Source organism: Streptomyces sp. BF23-19 (assembly GCF_041106355.1).
Lineage (GTDB): Bacteria > Actinomycetota > Actinomycetes > Streptomycetales > Streptomycetaceae > Streptomyces > Streptomyces virginiae_A.
The window spans coordinates 34,425-55,710 of record NZ_JBGBPT010000061.1 but is presented as its reverse complement, the minus strand read 5'-3'; the positions used below and the strand labels follow the sequence as shown (position 1 = coordinate 55,710).

The following is a 21,286-nucleotide window of genomic DNA, read 5'->3' as shown; positions in this document are numbered from 1 at the left end:
TCAGGTGGGGGTGGGGCCCAGCCAGGTGGTGGTGTCTCGGGCCTGGGCGAAGAGGGCTTCGATCTCCGGGGGTTTCAGGGTCGTGGGGGATGCCGTGAGGGTCGGGGTCGCCGTCGGGGGTTGGAGGATGCGGATGTCGCGGACCGTGGGGGCCGTCTCGACCCGCGAGGCGTCGACCACCGCCAGCGCCGGGGTGACCTTGGCGGCCAGGGCCGCCGTGGCGAAGGCCGCCGCGCGGCGGATCCAGCGGGGGTCCGGGCGGGGTTCCGTGCGGCCCACCGTGAGCAGGAGGTCGCCGACCACCGCGCGCTGACGGCGGCCCGGGATCGTACGCACGCAGAAGACCCCCGCCGGGCCGATGAGCAGGTGGTCGATGCGGCCCAGGCCCGGTAGCGGGACGCAGTGCAAGGCCCGCCAGCCTTCCGCTTCCAGGGCGTCCAAGGAGTCGCCCATCCGCTGCTGCGCGGTCAGGTCCTGGCGCAGCCGGTGCCGGGCCCTGGTGCCTGCCGGGCCGTGTTCCAGTTCGCCCAGTAAGGTCTCGCCGGGGCGGTTGGGGGCCAGGTCCGCGTCCGGCGGCAGTGCGAGACGGCGCAGGTCGGAGGCCGTGGGGACCGGGGGCGGGCCGATCGCGACCGTCCCGCTCAGGTAGGGGCGGAGCACCGCCAGGATCGCCTCACGGTGGTCGTCCGCCAGGACGCTGATCCGGTTGGCCTGTCGGTCGTACCAGCCCACCGCCTGCCCGTCGGGCAGGTTGACGTACAGCCGGCCGCGGCCGGGCCGGCCGCTCGGCAGTACCTTGAGTCCGCGCATCGCCCTCACCCCCGCCGTCCATGGGAGCAGCCGGGGCGCCGCAGGGCAATCCCTCGGATGTGTAACGACTCCGACGGAACGTTGCGACTCCGCTGTTACACGAACGGGGCGCCGCCGCAACGGCCGAGCCCTAGGTTTGACCCACCTGGATGGCCCAGACCCTGACCGGCACCGAAGGATTTCCCCGTGAGCACCGTCAGCCGCCGCACTCTCGTTCGCGCCGCCGCCGTGACCGCATGCGCCGGAAGTCTGCTGGCGCTGCCCACCGCCGCCGCCCTGGCCGACGGGGTGCCCGCCGCCTCGTCCGCGCACTCGGCGGCCCCGCAGTCGATCCTCGTCAAGAGCCTCGCGCTCGCGGACGGGGTCTCCACGGCGAAGGTGTACCGCACGGCGAACGGGGCTTACCAGGCAGAGATCCTGGCGGCCGACGGCTCCAAGGCGGCCACGCTGACGAGCCGTGACGGGGTCACCGCCTTCGGCGGCTCCGGGGACCTGCACGCCGCGCTGGACTCCTCCGGCCGGCTGAGCTCCTGGATGGGGGACGTCCCGGCCCAGGGTGCCGACCACACCCTCGCGGGCGACGGGCACAAGACCGGGACCCGCGACGAAGCCCGTGGTGACGCGCGCGGCGGGCAGGTCGTCCCGGCCTCCGGTCCGCGCAAGGCGACCACCGGGGACACCCCCGTCGCCGCCGAGGGCTCCGGCGGTGGGCGGCGGCTGAGTACGCTTGCGGACGGTCCGGGTGACGGCGTGCTGCTGCTCGCCGCCGCGGGCGGTATCGCGGCGGTCGGTGCGGCCGGGCTGGGATTCGCGATGCTGCGCCGAGGACGCACGGACAGCTGAGACCTCAGGGTAAAAACGGATGTTCCACCGCATATGGTTGACGTGATCGACCGTCGGCGTATCGCGGGCAGAAGGGCACGGGGACTGTGAACAGGTTGCGCTTGCGTGTGCCCGCGCGCACGCTGCTCCCCCTCCTCGCACTGGTTCCGCTGCTGGCGGGCTGCGGGGACACCGGCGGGTTGGTGAGCGCCGGCTCCACGCCCACCGCGAGCGGGCCCGTACATCTGTGGCCCGACCGCCGTGGCGCGTCCGTACCGCCCGCCGATCCGGGTGGTGCCCCGCCCGAGTACGTCAAGGGGATCCCGCCGGTCCGTGACCAGGACGTGCACGCCGTCGACCCGGTGGCCCTCGTCCAGGCCGAGCTGAGTGCCCATCCGAACACCGAGGTCGGCGCGGACGGCATGCCGCCCCGGACGGCGGCCGCGATCCGGGAGTGCGCGAAGGGCACGGACAAGGACGAGGAGGAGCCGGAGGCGTGCCCGGTGCTCAAGCCGTACTACCGGGACCTCACGGGCAACGGGAAGGACGAGCTGATCGTCGGCATCGAGTTCCCGGACAAGATGATGTCCGTGCGGGTCTACACGGCCGACGCGGACGGACGGCTCAACCGGATCATGGCGACCACCGAGACCGTCATCTCGGTGGAACTGGCCGGGGGTGACGTGATCCTGCGGGTGCCCAGCGGCAACCACGGATACGAGCTGATCACCGCGTGGTCCTGGGACGAGAAGCAGCTGACCATGCTGCCCACGCGCGAGCAGATCGTACGGGTGCCGGGCAATCCGCAGGCCCCGGGCAGCCGGGAGCCCGCGCCCGTACCGGGCCGGCCGTGACGCCCGTGAGACCTGCGCGACCCTTGGGGTCCCTGCGGTCCCTGCGATCCTTGCGGTCCTTGCGACCCCTGCGGCTGCCTTCCTGGACGGCGACGCTGACCTGGAAGTCGGCGTGCTTCATCGTGGTGATGTGCTGCTCGTTGGCGGCCGTGCTGGGCGCCCTCGTGCACGTGGAGGTGACCCGGCAGACGGTGGCCACGGCGCGGGAGAAGGCCCTCGGCAAACTGCTGGAGGTCTCGCGCGCGTACGAGGCGGGCGAGCCCCTTCCGCGCGGTTCCTGGCTGGACCCCGTCGGGCTGCCGCCGGAGCTGCGGGCGCTCGCCGTCAGCGGGCGCCGGGGCACGCTGGTGGCGGACCACCGAGGCCGGCCGACCATGTGGGCGGCGGGCCCGGCGGACGGCCGGGCGCTCGCGACAGCCGTCGACTACGGGCAGAGCGCCCAGACCATCAGCGGGCTGGACAACGCGATCATCGGGTCGTCGCTGCTGGCGATCGGCGGGACGCTGCTGATGGGCGCGTTCGCGGTGACCCGGGTGACCCGGCGGCTGCACCTGACGGCGGCGGTGGCCCGGCGGATCACCCAGGGCGACCTCGACGCGCGGGTGAACGACCCGCGTACCAGGACCCCGGCGCAGCACCAGGACGAGGTGGCGACGGTGGCGGCGGCGCTGGACACCATGGCCGGGAGCCTGCAGTCGAAGCTGGAGAGCGAGCGGCGGTTCACGGCGGACGTGGCGCACGAACTGCGCACTCCGCTGACGGGTCTGCAGGCGGCGTCGGAGCTGCTGCCCGAGAGCCGGCCGACGGAGCTGGTGCGCGAGCGGGTCCGGACGATGCGGCAGCTGACCGAGGACCTGCTGGAGATCTCCCGGCTGGACTCGGGCAGCGAGGTGGTGGAGAGCGATCTGCACCAGCTGGGGCGGCTGGTACGCCGGGTGGTGCGGGCGTCCGGGACGGACACGGAGGTGGTGGTCGTCCGGGACGCGCACGTGGAGACGGACCGGCGGAGGCTGGAACGGGTGCTCGGGAACCTGGTGACCAACGCCCACAAGCACGGGCGGGCGCCGGTGGTGCTGACGGTGGACGGGCCGGTGGTGACCGTACGGGACCACGGGGACGGGTTCCCGGCGTACCTGGTGGCGCACGGCCCGCAGCGTTTCCGCAGCGGGGGCGGCAAGGGCCACGGGTTGGGGCTGACGATCGCCGTGGGGCAGGCCGGGGTGATCGGGGCGCGGCTGGAGTTCCTGGAGGCGGAGGGGGGCGGGGGCTTGGCGGTCCTCACCCTGCCGGGTTCCTAGCCGGAGGCTGTGCAGGGGTTCCGGGGGCTTGGTTTGGTCGGAGGCTCGGCCGGTTCCTGGCCGGAGGCTCGGCCGGGGTGCGGGCCGGCGCCCGAGGCAGCCGGAGCGGGCTTCGGTCGGGGCCGGGCGCGCGCCGGGGCGTCTCCTCGGGCGCCGAACGTGACGAGGGGTCGGAACGTCGGGCGGCACTGCGTTCGGCGCCCTGCGGGGAGCGCCCCGACACACACCCGGCCCCGACCTCCGCACCCGGGCCGCTCAGGGTTGCCGTGGGGGCTTCGTCCAGGGCCAGCGGGGTTTCGGCTTGGTGCCCGAGGGGCGGAAGTCGTACTTCCATCCCTTCTGCAGGCCGAGCCGCTTGGAGTAGCCCGCCGGGACGCGTTCGTACAGCAGGACCGTGGGCGGGCCGCCGTCCGGTGCCGGGACGGGGATCTCGTACCACTTCGGGGGGTGTCCGGTCGGGCCGAGGAGGACGGGGAGGACCCGGCCGTCCATCGGGCCGCCCTCGAACGGGGTCGGTTGGCTTCTCACCCCACCAGTGTCACAGCAGGTGGGCGGCTTCGGACACCACCGGGACGACGCGGCGGGCCAGGACCCCGACCGGGCCGTCCGGCGATTCCAGGGCGAGGGCGGCCCGGGCGGCCGCGGCCGTTTCCGGGTCGGTGGCGGCGGTGGCCGTCAGCAGAGCGATGAACTGGTCCAGCAGCCAGTCCCGCAGGTGCTCGACCTCGGGCTGTTTGCCCTCGTCGATCCAGATGAGGGAGGCGGCCTCGACGGCCGTGATCCACGTACGGACCATCATGCGCAGCCGGGGGCCGGGGGTCGGGACGCCCAGGTGGAAGAGGATCTGCTCGGCGGCGGCCCGCCGGATGCCGTCGACCGTCGCCGTCGTGCGGGAGGTCTCGACGACGCTGCCGCCCTGGAGGAGGGCCGCGAAACCGGCGTCGTGTTCGTCGACGAAGGCGAGGTAGCGGTCCAGGGCCCGGGACAGCCGCCGGGTCAGGGGTCCCTGCTGGGGTTCGGCGAAGCACAGTTCGAGGACGTCGGCGGCCGAGCGGAGGGCGACCTCGTAGAGCTGCTGCTTGCCGCCCGGGAAGTAGCGGTAGACGAGCGGGCGGGACACTCCGGCGGCCTCGGCGACGTCGTCGAGCGAGACCTCTTCCGGTGCCCGGTGCGCGAACAGCGAGAGGGCGGCGTCGAGGAGTTGGGCTCGCCGCTCCTCGACGCTCAGCCTGCGGTACGCGCGTACGGTCATGACCGCAGGGTAGCCCCGCGCACGTCGGACGGGTGGGTGTCCCGGCGATCGGGCAGGATCCCGCCGGTCGGCCCCCCTTCCGGGCCGGGCCGTCCGCCTACGCCAGCAGCCCCGAGCTCTGCCAGAGCCTGCGGCCGACGCCGCGCAGGACGCCGATGTCGTCGAGGAAGTCGGTGAGCCGCTTCGCGCCGCTCTGCATGACCTCGCGGCGGTGGCCGCTCGCCTTCACCTGGGCGACGGCCTCGCGGCGGTCCAGGCCGACGTTGTCGTAGACGGCCGGGTTGACGAAGGCCAGCGAGAAGACGCGGGCGGCCTCGCCGCAGCTGATCCGGGTGAGTTCCTGCTCCCAGCGCGGGGCCGTCAGCATCTGGCGGCGCAGTTCCTCGCGGGCGTACCGGACGTGCCGGGCCTCCTCGATGACGTGGATCCGGGTGACGCCGCGGACCAGCGGCTGGACGCGCTCGTCCGGGAAGGTCAGGCGCTGCATCCAGTCGAGGATCTCCTCGCCGAGGAGGGTGCAGGCGAAGGAGCCGGGGGTGGTGGAGACGGTCTTCAGGATCCTCGCGAGGTTGTGGTTGAGGCGGGAGACGGGGTACTCGGGGGCGCCGGCCTTCTGGATCATGCGGGCGAACATCATCGAGTGGCGGCACTCGTCGGCGATCTCGGTGAGTGCGTAACGGACGTGATTGCTGGTCAGGGACTTGTCGTAGATGTGCCGGACCATGAGCTGCATGAGGATGATCTCGAACCAGATGCCGAGCGAGCCGAGCGCGGCCGCCTCGTGGCGGGAGAGGTCGATGCGCTGCTCCTCCCCCATCTTCTTCCACAGCGGGGTGCCGTAGAGGGAGAGCAGTTCCGGCGGCCAGTAGTACTTGCCCTCGATCGCCGGGGAGTCCCAGTCGAGTTCCTTGTCGGGGTCGAAGGAGTGCTTGGCCGAGGATTCGAGCAGGCGCTCGGCTATCTGCTCGCGGTCCTTGAGTAGGCCGAGGGCGTCCTGGAGCGCGGCTCGTTCGGTCACGGTGGTCATGGGTTCGGACACCTCGTCGTCGAGTTACCGGCTGTCAGTTCTTATGAGACTGCCTGTCAGCAAGGTCGTCAATCCCTCGCGCACGACTTGTTGACCCCGTGTCTACCAACGTGTGACGCTGCCAACTGTCCGGTCCCACACGGCAGTACGTGAGACGAGGGGGCGTCAGTGTCGACGCATGAGCTCTACACCGAGAACCCGGGCGAGTCGGTCTGGCAGGTCCCCGCCGCCGGCTCCGCCCGCTTCAGCTGGGAGTACGCCGACGGCCGCGAGCGGCTGCTGGCGCTCTACCAGAAGGGCAAGGACAAGCAGTGGGACGGCGGCAAGCGCATCGACTGGGACATCGAGGTGGACCCGTACGATCCGCTGGGCACTCCCGAGGAGGCCCTGCCGCTGTACGGGACGCGGCACTGGGTCAAGCTCACCGCCAAGGACAAGGGCGAGCTGCGCCGGCACTACGCCGCCTGGAACTTCAGCCAGTTCCTGCACGGCGAGCAGGGCGCGATGGTGTGCGCGGCGCGCATCGTGGAGTCGGTGCCGGACCTGGACGCGAAGTTCTACTCCGCCACGCAGACCATGGACGAGGCCCGGCACGCCGAGATCTTCGGGCGCTTCCTGCACGAGAAGGTCGGGATGCTGTACCCGATCAACGACAGCCTCCAGGGGCTGCTGGGCGACACCCTGCGCGACTCCCGCTGGGACATGCCGTACCTGGGCATGCAGGTGCTCATCGAGGGGCTGGCCCTGGCCGCCTTCGGCATGATCCGCGACACGACCACCAAGCCGCTGCCGAAGCAGCTCCTGGCGTACGTGATGCAGGACGAGGCCCGGCACGTGGCCTTCGGGCGGATGGCGCTGCGCGACTACTACAAGCAGCTCACCGACGCCGAGCTGCGCGAGCGCGAGGAGTTCGTGATCGAGGGCTGCTACCTGATGCGGAATCGGCTGCTCGGGGTGGAGGTGCTGGAGAACTTCGGCATCGGGGCCAAGGAGGCGACGCTGCTCAGTGAGCAGTCGGAGTTCCTGCACCTGTTCCGCAAGCTGCTGTTCAGCAGGATCGTGCCGTGCGTGAAGGACATCGGACTGTGGGGCGAACGGCTGCAGCGCGCCTACCTGGACCTCGGCGTCTTCGACCTGGGCGACTCGAACCTGGACCTGCTGATGAGCCAGGACGAGGAGATCGCCGAGGCCCTCGACCGCGAGCGGTTCGCGGCCGAGGAGTCGGCGCGGGTGGCGGAGGTCGTGTCCGCCATCGCCGACGGGGCGGCGGACATGTTCTAGGGGGTGTCTTGTCGATCAGGGCGGATCAGGGAGCGGTGGTCGGTGCCGTGCATCGCAAGGCGGACGAGGGAGGCGACGCGGAGCGTCGTCGACCGAGGACAACGCGGCGAGGCGCGGTGCCGGCCGCCGCGAGCCCGCCCTGATCGGCAAGACACCCCCCTAGGGGCGTCCGCCCCGTACGGGGTCGGGGCCGGGTGTCAGCCGGTGGCCAGGGCCGCTTCCATCACCGCCCGCGCGATCGGGGCAGCCGCGCCGTTGCCGCTGATGTCACCCCGGTCGGCCGACGCGTCCTCGACCACCACCGCTACCGCCACCTGTGGCAGGGCGGCGCCCTCGGCCTTGGCCCAGGAGATGAACCAGGCGTACGGCGTGCCCGCGTTGCCGACCCCGTGCTGCGCGGTGCCCGTCTTGCCGCCGACCACCGCGCCCGGGATCGCGGCGTTGCGGCCGGTCCCGTTCTCCACGACCTTGACCATCAGGTCCTGCAGCCGGACGGCGGTGGCCGGGGCCATCGCCCGGCCCAGGCTGCGCCGGCTCCCGCGCCGGACCTGGGAGCCGTCGTCCTGGGTGGTCCGGTCCACCAGGTAGGGGTACGTGAGCTCGCCGCCGTTCGCCACGGCCGCCGCCACCATCGCCATCTGCAGCGGGGTGGCCTTCGTGTTGAACTGCCCGATCGAGGAAAGGGCCAGCTGGTCCTGGCTCATGTCGGTGTCGAAGTTCGACCGGGACACCCACGAGGGAACCCGCAGCCCCTCGCTGTTGAATCCGAAGCGGCGCGCCGCCTCCACCATGCCGCGCAGCCCGACCTGCACGCCGATCTTCGCCATCACCGTGTTGCAGGACCACTGCACCGCGTCCGCCATCGAGGCGTCCTCGCAGCCGGTGCCCGCGTTCGGCAGCAGGGTGCTGGTCCCGGGCAGCGGATAGGGGTCGGGGGTCCGGGTCGGCGCGTCCACGTCGGTGACCACGCCCGCGTCGAGGGCGGCCGCCGCCGTCACGATCTTGAAGGTGGAGCCGGGCGGGTAGGTCTCGCGCAGCGCCCGGTTGAGCATCGGCCGGGCGGGATCCGCGTTCAGGGCGGTCCAGGCCTCCTTGACCTTCGTACCCGTACCGGAGAGCACGGAGGGGTCGTACGAGGGGCTGCTGACCAGCGCGAGGATCTTCCCGGTGGCCGGCTCGACGGCGGCCACCGCGCCGCGCTTGCCCGCGAGCCCGGCGTACGCGGCCCGCTGCATGCCGGCGCGGACGGTGGTGGCGGCGTTCCCGCCGGCCGGTCGCCCGCGGGCCAGTTCGTACCAGAGCGGGAAGGCCGAGAGCCCCGGGTCGGTGCCCGAGAGGATCGCGTCCTCGGCGCGCTCGACGAAGCTGGTCCCGTAGGTCTGGGAGGCGAAGCCGGTGACGGGCGCGTAGAGCGGGCCGTTCGCGTACGTGCGCTCGTAGCGCAGCAGTTGGCCGCTGTCGCGGGAGCCGGTGACGGGGCGCCCGTCGACCAGGATGTCCCCTCGGGGTTCGGCGTAGCGCTCGATGGCGGGGCGCTTGTTGGCCGGGTTCGCGCCGTAGGCGGCGGACTCCCAGACCTGCACGCGGGCGATGTTGACCAGCAGGGCGACCAGCAGGAGGGCGCAGAAGTACGCGCACCAGCGGATGTAGCGGATCACTCGGCCGGCTCCTTCGCGGGGCGGGGTCTGCGGGCGCTGTCGCTGAGCCGGACCAGCAGCGCGACGATGATCCAGTTGGTGACGACGGAGGAGCCGCCCTGGGCGAGGAAGGGCATGGCCATGCCGGTGAGTGGGATCAGGCCGGTGACGCCGCCCGCGATGACGAACACCTGGAGCGCGACGATCGAGGCGAGCCCGGTGGCGAGCAACCGCCCGAAGGGGTCGCGCAGGGCGAGCCCGGCGCGGAAGCCACGGGCGACAAGGAGCCCGTAGAGGAGCAGGATCGCGGCGAGGCCGACGAGGCCGAGCTCCTCGCCGGCGGTGGCGAGGACGAAGTCCGACTTGGCGGCGAAGCCGATGAGGAAGGACTGGCCGTGGCCGAGCCCGGCACCGAGGAGGCCGCCGGCGCCGAAGGCGAAGAGGGACTGGGCGAGCTGGCCGGGACCCTCGCCGCGCTCGATGGATGCGAAAGGGTTCAGCCAGTCGTCCACCCGGCTGTGCACGTGCGGTTCGAAGGTCCCGACGGCGTACGCGCCGAGGGCGGCGAGCAGCAGCCCGATCGCGATCCAGCCGATCCGTCCGGTGGCCGTGAACAGCATGATCACGAAGAGTCCGAAGAACAGCAGCGAGGTGCCCAGGTCCCGCTCCAGGACCAGTACGCCGACGCTGAGCAGCCAGATCGCGAGGATCGGGCCGAGGACACGGCCGGGGAGGAGCCGGAGCTTCCAGAACAGCCGGCGGCCGGTGAGGGCGAGCGCGGTGCGGTTCGCGGCGAGGTAGGCGGCGAAGAAGACCGCGAGCAGGATCTTGGCGAACTCCCCCGGCTGGAAGGAGAGCCCGGCGAACCGGATCCAGATGTGCGCGCCGTTGACCGCCGGGAAGAAGACGGGGATCAGCATCAGGACGAGGGCCACGGCGACGGAGAGGTAGGCGTAGCGCTGGAGCACGCGGTGGTCGCGGAGCAGTGCGACGACCAGCACGAAGAGCGCCACGCCCAGGGCGGACCAGAGGAGTTGGTCCCCGGCGGTGAGATGGCCGGGGGTGGTCACGTCCAGGCGCTGGATGAGGACGAGGCCGAGGCCGTTGAGGAGGACGGCGATGGGGAGCAGGAGGGGGTCGGCGTACGGGGCCCGCAGGCGGACGGCGAGGTGCGCGAGCAGGGCGGCGACGGACAGGCCGGTGGCGTAGTGGGCGGCGGGGCCGGGGAGGTGGCCGGTGGTCGCGAGGCCGACGTAGAGGTGACCGAGGACGGAGATCAGGACGGCTCCGACGAGGAGCGTCAGCTCGACGCCGCGCCGCTTGGGGGCGTCGGCGCCGGGGGGCGGGGGCGGGGAGGGCTCCGTCACCTTCGCCGTCAGAGCGGTCATGGACCGAAACGTAGCAAGCAGACGGATGATATGTCCGCTTATGCCATAGTGTGCCGAAGAGTCGTCACAAACGGTCGGAAGTATCGAAAGAGAGGAGCCGAGGCGCATGGGACCTGTGGAATTCATCGTCCTCGCCTTCCCGGAGGAGCAGCTGCGGGCCCCGGCGGTCGAGGCCGTGATGGGGCTGCGCAAGACCGGGGTGGTCCGGCTGATCGACGGGATCGTGGCGACGAGGACGGCGTCGGGAGATGTCCTGGCGGCCGAGTTCGACGAGTTCGTGGAGCTGAACGGCCTGCTGACGGGCCGGGACGTGGCGCGGCTGATCGGGCCGGAGGACATCCAGGAGGCGGCGGGGCTGCTGGAACGCGGGAGCTGCGCGCTGCTGCTCGTCGTCGAACACCTGTGGGCCGAGGACGCGGCCATCGCCGTACGGGCGGCGGGCGGCCGGATCGTCGGCTCGGTCCGCATCCCGCCGGACCGGGTACCGGCGGATCCACGGGCGGGGGTGGCCTGATGTTCATCCGCCCGATGGGAGTAACGGTCCGCGCGGCGAATCGCCCGCCGGGGCACCCGCTGCTGCGGGGCCTGCTGGCGCGGGCCTCGGGAGCGGCGGAGGCGACGGCGGGCTCGGTGGGAACGGCGGGTCCGGTGGCGGCCGCGGGTCCGGCGGGCGCGACGGGCTGGACCGAACCGCCGGCCCGGGCGCAGGCCGAGCCCCCGACCGGGGCGCCGATCGAAGCTCCGCCCGAGCCCCCGCAGCCGGCCGAACCGGAGCCGGAGGCGGCGATCACGCCCGACCATCCGGCCGCGGCCGGCCTGGTGGCGGAGCTCACCCAACTGGCCGACCTCGCCCGCGAGGGCCTGCTGACCCCCCAGGAGTTCACGACGGCCAAGGCCCGCCTGCTGCGGGACTGACCCTCGCCGGCCGGTCGTGGCCCGCCCCCGCCCGCCGAGGGTGGCGATACCCGGGCCGAGCGGGCCGAGCGGGCCGAGCGGGCCGAGCGTCTGCAGGGGCAGGGCCGGGACGAGCAGGAGCGACAGGAGCGCCAACCGCGCAGCCCCACAGCGCGAAGCCACAACTGGCGTGTCCTGTGCCACGGTTGACGCAACAGGAGAGCCTCGGTGCGCCTCCCGCCTCGCGGCGGCTGCTTGACTACGGCGCATGGAAATCCCCCGTACGGACGGCGCGGCGCCCGCCCTCGACCCCGAACTGGGCCGCGCACTGGCCGCTCTGGGCGACGCGGTACGCGAGCCGCTCACCCCCGAGAACCTCGCGGCCCAGCAGGAACAGGACATCGCGACCCGGGCCCGGCCGACGGTCCAGGAGCTCCGGGCCGACGGCCTCTTCGAGGTGGACGAGCTACGCGTACCAGGACGCGGCGTCACGCTCGTGAGCGCCCGACCCGCCGGGGCCGCCGGCCCGCTCCCCCTGCTGTACTACATGCACGGCGGCGGCATGGTCGTGGGCAACGCCCCGTCCGTGGTCCCGCAGCTGCTGCGCGAATGGGCCCTCCCCCTCGGCCTGGCCGTCATCTCCGTCGAGTACGGCCTGGCGCCCCAGGTCCGGTACCCCGAACCGGTGGAGGACTGCTACGCCGGCCTCGTCTGGGCGGCCGAGCACGCCCACGAGCTCGGCATCGACGCGGACCACATCATCATCGGCGGCAAGAGCGCGGGCGGCGGCCTCGCCGCGGCGCTCGCCCTGCTCACCCGCGACCGGGGCGGTCCCGCGCCGATCGGCCAGCTGCTCATGTGCCCGATGCTCGACGACCGCAACACCACCTTCTCCAGCCACCAGATGGCCGGCGTCGACATCTGGGACCGCACCTCCAACGCCACCGGGTGGCAGGCACTCCTCGGCGACCGGTTCGGCGCCCCGGACCTCTCGCCCTACGCCGCCCCCGCGCGCGCCACGGACCTGTCCGGGCTCCCCCCGGCCTACATCGACGTCGGGTCGGTCGAGACATTCCGGGACGAGGACGTGGCCTACGCCGACGCGCTCTGGCGGGCGGGCGGCCAGGCCGAACTGCACGTATGGCCCGGCGCCTTCCACGGCTTCGACAGCCTCGCCCCCGAGGCGGCCCTCAGCCAGGACGCCCGCGACGCCCGTACGCGCTGGCTCCGACGCGTCCTCACACAGTCCGCGAACCGGGAGACGTAGGTCACACGCGCCCATGTCACAGGAGGTCGGGCCACCTCGTCTCAGGGATGTAGCCGACGACGACCACCGAGGAGCACACCATGGACGCGCGACTGAACCCCTTCACCAGCCCGACCGCCGGCAAGGCCTTCAAGCACCTCATGTCGGTCGGGAAGGTCATCAAGGACTCGGCGCTGTCGGCCACCACGCAGGAACTGGTGTCCCTGCGCGTGAGCCAGATCAACGGCTGCGCCGTCTGCATCGACATGCACACCAAGGAGGCCACCGCCGCCGGTGAGACCCCGGTACGGCTGCACCTGGTGGCGGCGTGGCGCGAGGCCACGGTCTTCACCGAGGCCGAACGTGCCGCGCTGGAACTGGCGGAGGAGGGCACCCGCACGGCGGACGGGGCCGGCGGAGTGACCGACGAGGTGTGGGCACGCGCCGCCAAGTACTACGACGAGGAGGCGCTCAACGTCCTGGTACTGCTGATCGCGGTCATGAACATGGCGAACCGGATCAACGTCATCACCCAGCAGCCGGGCGGCACGTACGTGGCCGGACAGTTCCACTGAGGGGGACCGGCGGGGGCTTGTGCTCCCCCGCCGTCACCCTGACGATCACCTAGGGCCACTCGGGGGAGGAAAGCCGGTATGAGCAAGGTCGAGGAATTCGAGGATCTGCGGTCACTGCTGTTCTCGATCGCCTACCGGATCCTGGGCAGCGTGAGCGAGGCCGAGGACGCGGTGCAGGAGACGTGGCTGCGCTTCGACGCCTCGGCGACCATCCCCACGTCCACCAAGGCCTTCCTCTCGACGACGGTCACCCGACTCTCGATCGACGTCCTGCGTTCCGCCCGGGTGCGGCGCGAGGAGTACGTCGGACCGTGGTTCCCCGAGCCCCTGCTGAACGATCCCTACCAGGACCCGGCGCGGTCGGTGGAGTTGGCGGACTCGGTGTCGATGGCCGCGCTGCTGCTCCTTGAGCGGCTCAGCCCGCTGGAACGCTCGGTGTTCGTCCTGCGGGAGGTCTTCGCCTTCGGTTTCGACGAGGTCGCCACGGCGGTGGGCCGGTCGGAGGCCGCCTGCCGGCAGCTGCTGGTCCGGGCGCGGCGGCACATGGAGGCCGGCCGGCCGAGGTTCCGGGCGGACCGTCAGGAGCGGCAGGAACTGGCGACCCGGTTCCTGGACGCGATGAAGGACGGCGACATCACCGGGCTGCAGCGGCTGCTGGCGACCGACGCCCAACTGGTCGGGGACAGCGGCGGCAAGGCTCCGCAGCTGGCGAAGACCATCACCGGCGCCGAGAACGTGGCCCGCCTGCTCGCCGCGTTCTTCCCCTGGCTGTCCCGCGTCGGCGTGACCGCCGAGCCCCACGACGTGAACGGCGAGCCGGGCGCGATCGTCCGCGACCCGGACGGCCAGGTGCTCCACATCCTGGCCTTCGAGATCCTCGACGGCCGGATCGGCACCATCCGCTCGGTGGTCAACCCCGACAAGCTCGCCCACCTGGGCCCGGTCGCGGACGCCTGGGCGATCACCCGCGAAATCCGCGAGGCCCGCCGCGCGTCGAGGTGACGGAGGCCGATCGACCGGGGTCGGGCGGTGGCTCCGGGGGCGGGAGCCACTCGATCCGAATCAGAGTGGGGTATGGGGGTTTCCCGTCAGTCCCATCGTCCCTCCGGGTCGGGCCGGTCCCGCTCCCCGAAGCCCCCGCCCCGCCCCACCGCCCCCAACCGGGTGAGGCGTCGCGACCGGCCGACTCCGTTGGGGCATTTGTCATACCGGGCGTGGCAGCATCGGCCGCCTCGGAGGTGATCCCATGTCACATCGACTGTCACGGCGGCCGCTTCGCGCCGTCTGCATCGCCGCAGTGCTCGTCGTCGCCGGGCCGGTCCCTGGGGCCGGGGCCGAGCCGGGGCTGCCCGAAGGGGAGTCCGTCGGGGTGCTGCTCACCCGCCTGCAGGGCCTGTACCAGAAGGCCGAGGAGGCCACCGAGGCCTACAACGCCACCGACGAGGCCCTGCGGGCCGGCCAGGCCGAGGAGCGGCTGCGCGCCGCCGAGCTCGGCAAGGCCCGTACGGAGTTCGACTCCGAGCGGGCCATCGCCGGGCGGCTCGCCCGGGAGCAGTACCAGGGCGCCCAGGGGCTGTCCCCGTACGCCCGGATGCTGCTCGCCGGGAATCCGCAGGCCGCCCTGGACCAGCGTCGGCTCGCCGCCCGCGAGGGCGCCCGGCGGGCGGGGGTACTGGCCCGGCTCGCGCGGGGCGAGAAGAAGGCCGACGCGCTCGCCGTACGGGCCCGCGAGGCCCTGGACGCCCGGCAGACCCTGGCCGCGCAGCAGAAGCTCCACAAGGACGAGGTCGCGGCGCAGCTCAAGGAGGTCGAGCGGGTGCTCGCCGCCCTGACCCCGGACCAGCTCACCCGGCTCGGCGCGCGGGAGGCCGAGAACACCGCCGTCGCGCAGCGGAGCCTGGTCGATTCGGGCCGTCTCCCGACCCGTACGGGCACCCCCACGGCGGCCGGTGGAGCCGCCCTCACCTATGCGGCGGCTCAGATCGGCAAGCCGTACGTCTGGGGTGCCGAGGGGCCGGGGTCCTTCGACTGCTCCGGGCTGACCTCGCAGGCCTGGGCGCACGCCGGGCGCGCCATTCCGCGGACCAGCCAGGAGCAGTGGTCCCAGCTGCCGAAGGTGCCGCTGGATCAGCTGCGGCCCGGGGACCTGGTGGTCTATTTCCCGAAGGCCACCCACGTGGGCCTGTACGTCGGCGACGGCAAGGTGATCCAGGCGCCGCGGCCGGGGGCCGTGGTGAAGGTCTCGCCGATCGCCGCGAACCCGCTGTTGGGGGCGGTCCGGCCGGACCCGGACGGTGCCCCGCTCGCGGAGTTCACCCCGCCCGCGCTGCCGGAGGCACCGGCGGCGGAGGCGGGGGACGATACGGGCTACTCCGCCGAGGAGGCTCCGACGGACGAGGCGACCTCCGCCAGGTAGTCGGCGGTGTCCTCGGGGTCGTAGAAGTACGCGTCGAAGTCGGCCGGGTTGTCGAAGCCGTTGGCGAATCGATTCGCCACCGGCTGGAGCTGCCCGGCCGCGCCGATCAGGTTCAGTACGTGCTCCGGCGGGACGCCCAGCATCGCGTTCGTCCACTGGGTCACCGGCTTGCCCGTGGTGAACCAGTACTTGTCGAAGGTCGCCTTCATCCACGACTCGTCGAACGGCTTGTCCCCGTGCATGAGGATCGAGGAGAGGTACGAGGCCGCGCACTTGGACGCGGAGTTCGATCCCTGTCCGGTGATCGGGTCGTTGGCGACGACCACGTCCGCGACGCCCAGCACCAGTCCGCCGCCCGGGAGGCGTCCGATCGGGTTGCGGACGATCGGCGCGTAGCGCCCGGCGAGCGTGGCGCCCGCGTCCGTCAGCTCCACCTTCGTCGCGCGGGAGTACTCCCACGGCACGAACTTCTCCATCAGCTCCAGCGTGAGCGCGAGGTGCTCCGCCGGGTCCTTGACCCCGTTGAAGACGTCCAGCGGACCACCCGGGACGCCCTCCCAGAACAGGATGTCGGCCCGGCCCGAGGTGGTCAGGGTGGGCATGACGAACAGCTCGCCGACGCCCGGGACCAGGTTGCAGCGGACCGCTTCGGTCTCCGGGTGCTCCGGGCGCGGGCCGAGGCCGTGCACGTAGGCGACGGCGAGCGCGCGCTGCGGGGCGTCGTACGGGGAACGCGCCGCGTCCCGCCCGAACATCGAGACCAGCTCGCCCTTGCCGGCGGCGACCAGCACCAGGTCGTACGTACGGGAGAAGAAGTCGAGGTCGGCGACCGAGGCGCCGTGGATGACCAGTTGGCCGCCCCGCTGTACGAAGGTGTCGAGCCAGCCGGCCATCTTCACGCGCTGGTCGACGGACTGCGCGTACCCCTTGAGCCTGCCGAGCCAGTCGATGGCGCGGCCGGCGTCGGGGGTGGCGACGGAGACGCCGAGGCCCTCGATCTTCGGGGCCTGCTGCTCCCAGAAGTTGATCTGGAGATCACGCTCGTGCTGCAGTGCCGTGTCGAACATGCACTGCGTGGACATCACCCGCCCGGTGCGGATCTCGTCCGCCGTCCGGTTGGACATGAGGGTGACCTCGTACCCCTTCGACTGGAGTCCGAGGGCGAGCTGGAGACCGGACTGGCCGGCTCCTACGACAAGTATCTTGCGCATCTCTCACGTTCTCTATTCGGGAGTGGTGTCGAGGGCGTGGCCCACCAGGGCGAGCAGTGATTCGATCACCGTGTCGCGGCGCCTCGCGTCCATGATCACGACGGGTACGTGGGGCGGGACGCTGAGCGCCTCGCGGACGTCGTCGGGTTCGTACGACTGCGAGCCGTCGAAGTGGTTGACGGCGACGGCGTACGGGAGTCCGCAGGTCTCGAAGTAGTCGAGGGCCGGGAAGCAGTCGCGCAGTCGGCGGGTGTCGGCCAGGACCAGACCGCCGATGGCGCCGCGCACCAGGTCGTCCCACATGAACCAGAACCGCTCCTGGCCGGGGGTCCCGTACACGTAGAGGACGAGGTCGTCGGCGAGGGTGACGCGCCCGAAGTCCATGGCGACGGTGGTGGTGCTCTTGTCGGGGGTGCCGGACAGGTCGTCGGTCGGGGCGCTCGCCTGGGTCATCACCGCTTCGGTACGCAGCGGGGTGATCTCGGAGACGGAGGAGACGAAGGTCGTCTTGCCGACGCCGAAGCCGCCCGCGACCAGCACCTTGACGGCGACGGGTGCGCGGGAGCGGTCGTACTGCCAGGGCTGGGCCGGCTCGTCGTCCGACTGCGGCAGGGACACCGGGTTGTCAGAGACGGCGAAGACCACTGAGCACCCTTTCCAGCAGCGCGCGTTCGGGACGGCCGCTGCCGTGGCCCGTTCCGTAGACGCGGATCCGGCCCTGGTCGGCGAGGTCGCTGACCAGGACGCGGACCACGCCGAGCGGGAGCTTCAGCAGGGCGGATATCTCGGCGATCGTCCGCATGCGGCGGCAGACCTCGACGATGGCGGGCATCTCGGGCATGCGGTCGGGCTTCTGCGGCTCCGAGACCTTGGTGTCCAGGGCGGCGACGAACGTCTCGACGTGCAGGACCTGCGTGAAGCGGGTGCGGCCGCCCGTGAGGGAGTACGGGCGGACGCGGGCGGGGCGGCGGTCGGCTCCGCGTATCGGCAGCCGGTCGGAGGCCGTACTCCTCACGGGGTGTTCTCCATCGACTGGCGCAGCTCACTGCGGACTTCGGGGGTCAGGACGTGGCCGGCGCGGCCGACGAACAGGGCCATGTGGTAGGCGACGACGCTCATGTCGCAGTCGGGGGTGGCGTGCACGCCCAGCAGGGAGCCGTCGCTGATGGCCATGACGAAGACGGAGCCGTGCTCCATCGCCACCATGGTCTGCTTGACCGAGCCGGTGTCCATGAGGGCGGCCGCGCCGGTGGTGAGGCTGCCGAGGCCGGAGACGATGGTGGCCAGGTCGGCGGACGCGCCGCGCGGGCCCCGGGGCCTCGGCCGGTCGGCCGGTTCGGCCGTGCCCGCTCCCGGGTCGGAGGACAGGAGCAGCAGCCCGTCCGAGGAGACGACGGCGACGGAGTTGACGCCGGGCACCTCCTCGACCAGGTCGGTCAGCAGCCACTGCAGGTTGCGGGCCTGGGTGCTCAGTCCGTACGTACTGGGCGCGGTCATGTGCGTGCCTCCTGTGCGGTGTCCCCCCGGTCGGTCTTGCTCTGGCCCGGCCGCTGCGTCCGCCCTTGGTCGAGGGCTTGGTCGAGCGCCTGGTCAGGGGCTTGGTCGGGCCCCTGCTCCTGGGCGAGTTCGGCGGCGACGACGCGCCTGCCGTCCTGGGCTCCCTGGTAGAAGCCTCCGAGCCGGCGCCGCAACTCCTCGGCGTCGACGCGGCGTGGCGGCTCGGGCGGTCCGTCGGCACGGGCCGCGCTCTTGGCGGGGACGGTGCGCGGGGTCCGCTTGGGCAGGCCCTTGTCGGTGACGGCGCCTTCGCCTTCGGCCTGGTCGGCCGGGTGGCTGCCCTGGCGGGGCAGCCAGTTGCTCTCGGCCGGGGCGTGGGTGTGCGGCTCCGCCTCCGGTTCGGCTTCCTGTACGTCGGCCACGGGTGCGGCGGTGTGCGCCGCGGTCGGGATCTCCTCGGTGGGGTCCGCCACGCCGGGGGCGGCCGGCTCCGCGTCGGGGACGACCCGCGCGAGCAGCTGTTCCTCGGGGGTGGGCCCGTCCCCTGCCGGGGGCGCGGCGACGAACACCTGGTCGGCGGGCACCGCCCCGGCGGTTGCGGGCGCGTCGGCGACCGGGTCCTGGTCCGGCTGTGCCGGGGTCTCGGCGACGACGGCGGGGCCGGCCAGCGCCTCGGCCAGGGTGATCGGGACCGCCGCGACGGCGGGCTCCGGCTCCGGCTCGACGACCGGCTCCGGCTCGACGGCGGGCTCCGGCTCGGAGTCGACGGCGGCCGGGACGACCGGCTCCTCGGCGAGGACCTCGGCAGCGGCCGCGACGTCGGCCTCGGCCTGGACTCCGGCCTCGGCCTCCACGGCCGCTTCCACGGCCGCGTCCTCGTCCGGGTCCGGAGCGGCATGCGTCCCGCGCCGCCGCTTCGGCAGCGTGTTCTCGTTCGCCTCCGCTATCACTCCCGGCAGCCGCAGCGCGGGTCCGCCCGGCATGGCCAGGGTGTGCACCGGGGAGACCACCGGGGTCGCGGGCAGCAGCGCCGCCGGGACGACCACCAGGGCCTCGGTCCCGCCGTGCTTCGGGGTGCGCAGCTCGGCGGTGACCCCGTGCCGGGCCGCGAGCCGCCCGGCCACGTACAGGCCGAGGCCGAGGCCGTGTTCCGCCTCGGTCTCCTCGTCGTAGGCGTCGGGCGTGGACAGTCGGGTGTTCAGTGCTTCGAGGCGGTCCTCGGTGACGCCGATGCCCTCGTCCACGACGGACAGCACCACGTCGCCGGAGCCCTGCAGCCAGCTGGACACCTTCACCTTGACGTCCGGCGGGGAGAACGTGGTCGCGTTCTCCAGCAGTTCGGCCAGCACGTGCGAGATGTCGTCGGCGGCGTGTCCCGCGATCTGGGTGTACGAGGGCAGCGCGGCGAGGTCGACGCGCTCGTAGCGCTCGATCTCGCTGACGGCGGCCCGCATCACGTCGACCAGCGGCACCGGCAGGCCCTGCCCGTGGCCGTGTTCCTGGCCGGCGAGGACCAGCAGGTTCTCGTTGTGGCGGCGCATCACGGTCGCCAGGTGGTCCAGCTTGAAGAGGGTCGCCAGCCGGTCGGGGTCCTGCTCCTTGGACTCCAGCTCCTCGATGACCGCGAGCTGGCGCTCCACCAGGCCCAGGGTCCGCAGCGACAGCGAGACGGAGGTCGTCGACATGATGCGTCGGTGCTCCTCCAGCCCCGCCCGCAGCGTCGTCAGTTCTTCTTCCAGCGCGTCCCTGCCGGCGGCGAGGGCCTCGCTGCGGCCGATGGTCCGGCGCCGGTCGGCGTCGAGCCCGGCGATCCGGGTGTGCAGGGAGACCGTCTGGTCGCGCACCGCGTTCAGGTGGCGCACGACCTCGGCGAACTCGTCGTTGCGGCCCGTGAACCGCACCGGTTCCACCGAGCCCTCCGGCGTGGCCAGCCGCTCCGCGCCGCGGCGCAGGACCGACAGCGGCCGGGTCAGCGACCGGGCCACGGCGGTGGAGACACCGACGGCGAGCAGGAACAGCACGCCGAGCAGCGCGATCGCGATTTCGAGCCGGGTCACGTCGTCGTCGCGCAGTGCGGCCAGGGCGGAGGCCCGTTCGCTCGCGAGGGTGGCTTCCACGGTGCGCATGCGGTCGATGCGGGCGGTGAGCGCGGTACCGACGGTGGCCCCGTCGGTCTTGCGGTCGGCGGGCGTCAGGGTGGGCCGGTCGGTGAGCCGCTTGAGGAAGTCGTCGGCCGTCTTGACCTCGGGGCCGGTGACGGTGGCGGCCAGGGTCTGGCGTACGTCGGGTCGCGCGGCCCGCGCGAAGTCGTCGAGGGCGGCCTGTTCCCGTACGCGCGTCCGCTGCGCGGCGGTGGTGAGTTCGTCGACCACGGCCGAGTTGGGGGACTGATCGCCGCGGGGGACGGCCAGCGCGGCGAGCAGCAGGCCGCGGGTGGCCGAGGCCTGTTCCACGGCCTGGCCCAGCGGGGCCAGCGGGCGGGTGGTGGCCAGGGCGGCCTCGGCGCGCGGCGGGGTCAGCTCGGCGAGTTGGTCGCCGGGGGCGAGGAGTTCCGCGATGACGCCGGCGTAGGCCTGGTGGGCGGCGAGGGCGCTGCCCTTGCCGTCGACGGCCTCGGCGCGGACGGTCCGTACGCGGGCGAGGGCCCGGGCGGTGGCCTCGTCGGCCTCGGCCTGGACCTCGGCGAGCTGCCGGTCGGTCCCGGCGATGCGCTCCTGGACGGGTCCCTTGGCCGCGCCGGGTCGGCCCTTGGCGGCGTACTCGACGACCGCGTCACGCTCGTCACCGAGGAGGTGCGTGAGGGTGAGGGTCTGCCGGGTCTGTTCCGCGAGGGTGACCAGGCGCTGGGAGTCGTTCAATTCCGTCGAGGCGGAGACGACGGCGGGCGCTCCCGCCGCGAGGACGGTGAGTCCGGCGACGGCTACGCCGACGACCAGCCTGCGGCGCACGCGGACGCGGCGTCCTGCGGGGGCCGGGCCGTCGGCGGCGGTGCCGTTCTTCCGAGACCGCTTCTTCTGCACCGGTGCTCGCAATCCTGTACGTGTGCTCTTGCTCGTCTACTCGTGTGGCCGAGGTAAC

21 protein-coding genes are annotated in these 21,286 nt (G+C 72.8%); 10 read left to right on the top strand and 11 right to left on the bottom strand.

Translation table 11 applies throughout. The features are described from left to right. Nucleotides 1–810 carry a nuclease-related domain-containing protein gene (locus tag AB8A24_RS29400; RefSeq protein ID WP_328961682.1) on the bottom strand — a complete coding sequence of 270 codons (810 nt, stop codon included), beginning with the start codon at nt 808–810 and terminating at the stop codon, nt 1–3. Nucleotides 811–996: 186 nt separating this feature from the next. Between AB8A24_RS29400 and AB8A24_RS29395 the strand changes: the two genes are divergently transcribed. The 3 genes from AB8A24_RS29395 (at nt 997) to AB8A24_RS29385 (ending at nt 3,784) form a co-directional block, all read left to right on the top strand. Continuing rightward, nucleotides 997–1,653, top strand: coding sequence for a hypothetical protein (locus AB8A24_RS29395; RefSeq protein ID WP_328961683.1), 657 nt, complete (start codon nt 997–999; stop codon nt 1,651–1,653). Nucleotides 1,654–1,760: 107 nt separating this feature from the next. Further along, nucleotides 1,761–2,486 (top strand): hypothetical protein, encoded by a 726-nt coding sequence (locus tag AB8A24_RS29390; protein ID WP_328961684.1) that lies wholly within the window; start codon nt 1,761–1,763, stop codon nt 2,484–2,486. A gap of 59 nt (nt 2,487–2,545) precedes the next feature. Continuing rightward, nucleotides 2,546–3,784 carry a HAMP domain-containing sensor histidine kinase gene (locus AB8A24_RS29385; RefSeq protein WP_328961685.1) on the top strand — a complete coding sequence of 413 codons (1,239 nt, stop codon included), beginning with the start codon at nt 2,546–2,548 and terminating at the stop codon, nt 3,782–3,784. Nucleotides 3,785–4,039: 255 nt separating this feature from the next. On the opposite strand, the gene AB8A24_RS29380 is transcribed toward AB8A24_RS29385, so the two are convergent. The 3 genes from AB8A24_RS29380 to AB8A24_RS29370 all read right to left on the bottom strand — a co-directional run bounded on the left by AB8A24_RS29380 (nt 4,040) and on the right by AB8A24_RS29370 (nt 6,063). Next, on the bottom strand, nt 4,040–4,312 hold the full coding sequence (locus AB8A24_RS29380) for a hypothetical protein (RefSeq protein WP_328961686.1): 273 nt from the start codon (nt 4,310–4,312) through the stop codon (nt 4,040–4,042). A 10-nt stretch (nt 4,313–4,322) separates the two neighbouring features. Further along, nucleotides 4,323–5,036 (bottom strand): helix-turn-helix domain-containing protein, encoded by a 714-nt coding sequence (locus AB8A24_RS29375; RefSeq protein ID WP_328961687.1) that lies wholly within the window; start codon nt 5,034–5,036, stop codon nt 4,323–4,325. Nucleotides 5,037–5,133: 97 nt separating this feature from the next. After that, on the bottom strand, nt 5,134–6,063 hold the full coding sequence (locus AB8A24_RS29370) for a diiron oxygenase (RefSeq protein WP_328961688.1): 930 nt from the start codon (nt 6,061–6,063) through the stop codon (nt 5,134–5,136). A 168-nt stretch (nt 6,064–6,231) separates the two neighbouring features. Here AB8A24_RS29370 and AB8A24_RS29365 point away from each other — a divergent pair, with 168 nt between their 5' ends. Continuing rightward, nucleotides 6,232–7,344 carry a ferritin-like domain-containing protein gene (locus AB8A24_RS29365; protein ID WP_328961689.1) on the top strand — a complete coding sequence of 371 codons (1,113 nt, stop codon included), beginning with the start codon at nt 6,232–6,234 and terminating at the stop codon, nt 7,342–7,344. A gap of 197 nt (nt 7,345–7,541) precedes the next feature. Here the strand turns inward: AB8A24_RS29365 and AB8A24_RS29360 are convergent, their stop codons facing one another. After that, on the bottom strand, nt 7,542–9,002 hold the full coding sequence (locus AB8A24_RS29360; protein WP_328961690.1) for a penicillin-binding transpeptidase domain-containing protein: 1,461 nt from the start codon (nt 9,000–9,002) through the stop codon (nt 7,542–7,544). After that, nucleotides 8,999–10,369, bottom strand: a complete 1,371-nt coding sequence (locus tag AB8A24_RS29355) for an FtsW/RodA/SpoVE family cell cycle protein (RefSeq protein WP_328961691.1) — start codon at nt 10,367–10,369, stop codon at nt 8,999–9,001. The genes AB8A24_RS29360 and AB8A24_RS29355 overlap by 4 nt, the downstream gene beginning before the upstream one ends. A 106-nt stretch (nt 10,370–10,475) precedes the next feature. On the opposite strand from AB8A24_RS29355, the gene AB8A24_RS29350 reads away from it, so the two are divergent. The 6 genes from AB8A24_RS29350 (at nt 10,476) to AB8A24_RS29325 (ending at nt 15,500) form a co-directional block, all read left to right on the top strand. Beyond that, nucleotides 10,476–10,883 (top strand): DUF6325 family protein, encoded by a 408-nt coding sequence (locus AB8A24_RS29350; protein ID WP_033218774.1) that lies wholly within the window; start codon nt 10,476–10,478, stop codon nt 10,881–10,883. After that, the gene (locus AB8A24_RS29345) at nt 10,883–11,284 is read left to right on the top strand and encodes an SHOCT domain-containing protein (RefSeq protein ID WP_328961692.1); all 402 of its coding nucleotides are present in this window, start codon (nt 10,883–10,885) and stop codon (nt 11,282–11,284) included. The genes AB8A24_RS29350 and AB8A24_RS29345 overlap by 1 nt, the downstream gene beginning before the upstream one ends. 247 nt (nt 11,285–11,531) lie before the next feature. Beyond that, nucleotides 11,532–12,530, top strand: a complete 999-nt coding sequence (locus AB8A24_RS29340) for an alpha/beta hydrolase (RefSeq protein ID WP_369478039.1) — start codon at nt 11,532–11,534, stop codon at nt 12,528–12,530. An 80-nt stretch (nt 12,531–12,610) separates the two neighbouring features. Further along, nucleotides 12,611–13,084 (top strand): carboxymuconolactone decarboxylase family protein, encoded by a 474-nt coding sequence (locus AB8A24_RS29335; protein ID WP_328961694.1) that lies wholly within the window; start codon nt 12,611–12,613, stop codon nt 13,082–13,084. 78 nt (nt 13,085–13,162) lie between these two features. Continuing rightward, complete coding sequence (locus tag AB8A24_RS29330) at nt 13,163–14,086, top strand: RNA polymerase sigma-70 factor (RefSeq protein WP_369478038.1); 924 nt, start codon at nt 13,163–13,165, stop codon at nt 14,084–14,086. 244 nt (nt 14,087–14,330) lie between these two features. Beyond that, on the top strand, nt 14,331–15,500 hold the full coding sequence (locus AB8A24_RS29325) for a C40 family peptidase (protein ID WP_328961696.1): 1,170 nt from the start codon (nt 14,331–14,333) through the stop codon (nt 15,498–15,500). Here the strand turns inward: AB8A24_RS29325 and AB8A24_RS29320 are convergent. The 5 genes from AB8A24_RS29320 to AB8A24_RS29300 are packed head-to-tail and all read right to left on the bottom strand — an operon-like array spanning nt 15,452 to nt 21,228. Continuing rightward, the gene (locus tag AB8A24_RS29320) at nt 15,452–16,711 is read right to left on the bottom strand and encodes a styrene monooxygenase/indole monooxygenase family protein (protein ID WP_328961697.1); all 1,260 of its coding nucleotides are present in this window, start codon (nt 16,709–16,711) and stop codon (nt 15,452–15,454) included. The genes AB8A24_RS29325 and AB8A24_RS29320 overlap by 49 nt on opposite strands. Before the next feature lie 12 nt (nt 16,712–16,723). Beyond that, on the bottom strand, nt 16,724–17,356 hold the full coding sequence (locus AB8A24_RS29315) for an ATP/GTP-binding protein (RefSeq protein WP_328961698.1): 633 nt from the start codon (nt 17,354–17,356) through the stop codon (nt 16,724–16,726). Continuing rightward, nucleotides 17,337–17,726, bottom strand: a complete 390-nt coding sequence (locus tag AB8A24_RS29310; RefSeq protein WP_266379991.1) for a DUF742 domain-containing protein — start codon at nt 17,724–17,726, stop codon at nt 17,337–17,339. Before AB8A24_RS29310 ends, AB8A24_RS29315 begins: the two co-directional genes overlap by 20 nt. Beyond that, the gene (locus AB8A24_RS29305) at nt 17,723–18,208 is read right to left on the bottom strand and encodes a roadblock/LC7 domain-containing protein (protein WP_328961699.1); all 486 of its coding nucleotides are present in this window, start codon (nt 18,206–18,208) and stop codon (nt 17,723–17,725) included. Before AB8A24_RS29305 ends, AB8A24_RS29310 begins: the two co-directional genes overlap by 4 nt. After that, on the bottom strand, nt 18,205–21,228 hold the full coding sequence (locus tag AB8A24_RS29300; RefSeq protein WP_369478037.1) for a nitrate- and nitrite sensing domain-containing protein: 3,024 nt from the start codon (nt 21,226–21,228) through the stop codon (nt 18,205–18,207). The genes AB8A24_RS29305 and AB8A24_RS29300 overlap by 4 nt, the downstream gene beginning before the upstream one ends. Nucleotides 21,229–21,286: the final 58 nt, after the last annotated feature.